The organism is bacterium (assembly GCA_035559435.1).
GTDB lineage: Bacteria > Zixibacteria > MSB-5A5 > WJJR01 > WJJR01 > JACQFV01.
In genome coordinates this window covers 1-2,965 of the sequence record DATMBC010000013.1, presented here as the reverse complement: position 1 = coordinate 2,965, position 2,965 = coordinate 1, and the positions used below count along the sequence as shown (strand labels likewise).

At 62.6% G+C, this 2,965-nt stretch carries 2 protein-coding genes; both read left to right on the top strand.

Annotated features, from left to right (window positions below; translation table 11 throughout):
• Positions 1–870: hypothetical protein (locus VNN55_00895; GenBank protein HWO56102.1), on the top strand; the 870-nt coding region annotated here is incomplete at its 5' end.
• A 157-nt stretch (positions 871–1,027) separates the two neighbouring features.
• The gene (locus tag VNN55_00890; protein HWO56101.1) at positions 1,028–2,887 is read left to right on the top strand and encodes a S8 family serine peptidase; all 1,860 of its coding nucleotides are present in this window, start codon (positions 1,028–1,030) and stop codon (positions 2,885–2,887) included.
• Positions 2,888–2,965 lie beyond the last annotated feature (78 nt).

Here is a 2,965-nt window from a genome sequence, read left to right as displayed (position 1 = left end):
CAGAGTCTGCGGAATCCGGATCCCTACGATTATGATTGGCAATTGGAGAAGTGGGACGCCCGGAGCAAGACCATGCTGTGGTCGGTTCCGGGGTACGGGGGGATCTGCCTGCTGGACGGGGGGGCGTGGCTGTTGCAGCCCGAGGCGTTCAGCGGAGCGACATTGCGCTCCGCGGCTGATGGATCCGTGCTCCGTACCTTCTCCGACACGCTGGAGGTCGGCTGGGGGCCGGTCAGCGGCACCAAGGTGGCGGTTCACAACAAGAACGTCATACGCGTCCTCGACGTGGCGACCGGGGAGATTAGTGGGAGCTGGCTGCCGATGCTTAGCGATGGGACGACGCTAAAGAGCGTCTACAGACGACTCCATCCCGATGGCCGGCGCGTGGCGGTGATCGGCATGCGGGGACTTATCCAGGACTCCTGGTTCGCGGTCGGGGATGTGCTGACCGGCGAGACGCTTTTGGAACACCGGTTGATCTACCCGTTCGGTCAGATCAGCATCAGCGACGACGGCCGCTACGCCACCGCCACCGATCCCAGCCGATTTCTGATCAATGATTCCCACCCGACCGTGGACATCTTCAATCTGGAGCACAACCAACACCTGAAACGTTTTGTCTGCGATCCGGAAGATACCGTCTCCTGTTTGCCATTTCCCGGGCAGGCGTACTTCATCCCGGAAAGCGACCTCATCGTGGTTGCAGGGGAAGCGGGACTGTATCGCGGCGTGGGCCCCCTGGTCACCATCTCGTTGTCGAGTTTGACCATCGAACAAATTCTCTGGAGTCCGCTGCATTACATCCCCGAGGGATCGTGGTATCCCGAGGGGGCCAGCGTGGGCGGCGTGGCGGTGGGATCCAAACCATAGCCACCGACGCCAGAAAAGACAACCCACCACGACGAAAGGAGGTCAGCCGGTCCACACACTGCAACACCTGTGATGTTCATGACGTGAGACACGCCCTCTTTGTCCGAAACGGTTGGCATGACGGGCCGGCCAACCTTGTCCGAAGGAGGAAGAGGCAATGACACTCCGCATGTGCTTGACGGCCGCTGCCTTGTTGACAGCGGCAACCGGGCCTCTCGCGGCCCAGGAATTCTACTTTGACCAAGATCGCACCTATCCCGTCGTGCCGTCGGATGCCAGGATCGCCATCCAGTTCGACACCACGCGTCCGGTTCCACAAATAGAAGCCTTCGTGGCGGGACATCCCTGCCTGCAAGCCGGGCAGAGCGGGACCTATCTGGCACGAGGTTTTCATATCTTCGAACTGCAGGACGGCTGCGGCTACCTTTCCGCCGCCGCCGAGATGCAGGCCGATCCGGCGGTCAACCGCGCCCTGCCGGTCTATCGGGTCGTTTCCGACAGCGCCGAGTTCAAAGTCACCGACCTGATCGATGTGCAATTCCGTGACGACCTGTCGGCGGACTCCGGCCTGGCGATTCTCGCAGAGTTCGGACTGCACTTTGTCGATTCCAACGAGTTTGTGCACAATCTCTGGATCGCCGCCCTCGACGACTCGATTAAAGAGATCCCGCTGATGTACGGGAACGCATTGCACGTCCTGCCCGAGGTGGAGTGGGCCTGCGCGTCGATGTATGCGGCCCCGGTGCTGATGTCAGCGCCGTCCGACCCGTACTTCGTCAACCAGTACTACCTGCACAACACCGGACAGACCGGTGGCGTGGTCGACGCCGACATCGATGCGCTGGAGGCTTGGCAGTTCGCCCTGGCGGACTCTGATCTTGTGGTGGCCGTGATCGATGACGGTCTGATCAGCCACGCTGATCTGCCCGTCTCGCGACTCTTGCCAGGCAGAGATTTCGCGGGAGCCGACGGGCACACCACCGACGATGATCCTCGGCCCGGAGCTATCAGAAACCATGGCATGGCCTGTGCGGGTATTCTCGGCGGATCCCACAACGGCTCAGGCATCGCTGGTGTCTTCGGCAGTTGCCGCATCGTGCCGGTCAAAATCTTCACGCATGGCGGCGTGGGCATCGACACCATAAGGATTGCGAATGCGATCTACTACGCCGCCAGCACCGGTGCCCGCGTCATCTCCAACAGTTGGGGGTACATCACGAACGCGTCCTTTCCAGCCGTCGCCAATGCCATCCGCTATGCGACCAACGGCTGCGGCGGTGGCCTCGTCGACCCAGCATACAATGCCCGCGCCGGTGCCGTCGTGGTGTTCGCGGCGGGAAACTCCCATCCTCTGCCGGTCGTCTTCCCCGCCAACATGCCGGAAGTCATCGCCGTCGGCGCCATCGACAAGTCCAACGCAATCTGGTACTACAGTTGCCGCGGCGATTCTCTGGATCTCGTCGCCCCCAGCGGTGATGTCGACCTTGAGGGGGATCAGTGGACCATCGACCAGACGGATGTCCTCGGCTGGAATCCGTACATCACCGGCATTTACGGCAACGGGCGCGACATCGGCGTGCCCTACGACTACACCTCCGCCATGGGCGGCACCTCCGGCGCCTGCCCGCAGGTAGCGGGGATCGCCGCGTTGTTGATGGCGCGCTATGTCAACGTTCCCTACTGCAACCCCGGCCCGGCCATCCGTGAGATCATCACCCGTTCCGCCGATGATCTGGGCGCGGCGGGATGGGATCCGACCTTCGGCTTCGGCCGCGCCAATGCCTTCCGGGCCCTGGTGGCCACCTCCCGCGGCGATGTCAACGGCGACGCGGTCTACGATATTCGCGACGTGACCATGATCGCCGATGTCGCGTTTCGCGGCGCTCCCCCGCCGGCGCTGCATCGGTCGCTGTCGGACATCACCTGTGACGGTATCACCAGCGTGGCGGACGTCGTGCGCATTGTCAACATCGTCTTCCGCGGCGACGAGATTCCGTCGCCGTGCTATCTGTACTGAGCGAGTCTGTGTCGATGATGCTGCGTCGCGTCAGGTTGCGTCAGGAGTGCGTCAGACGCGCTCCTGATGCAGCCGGCG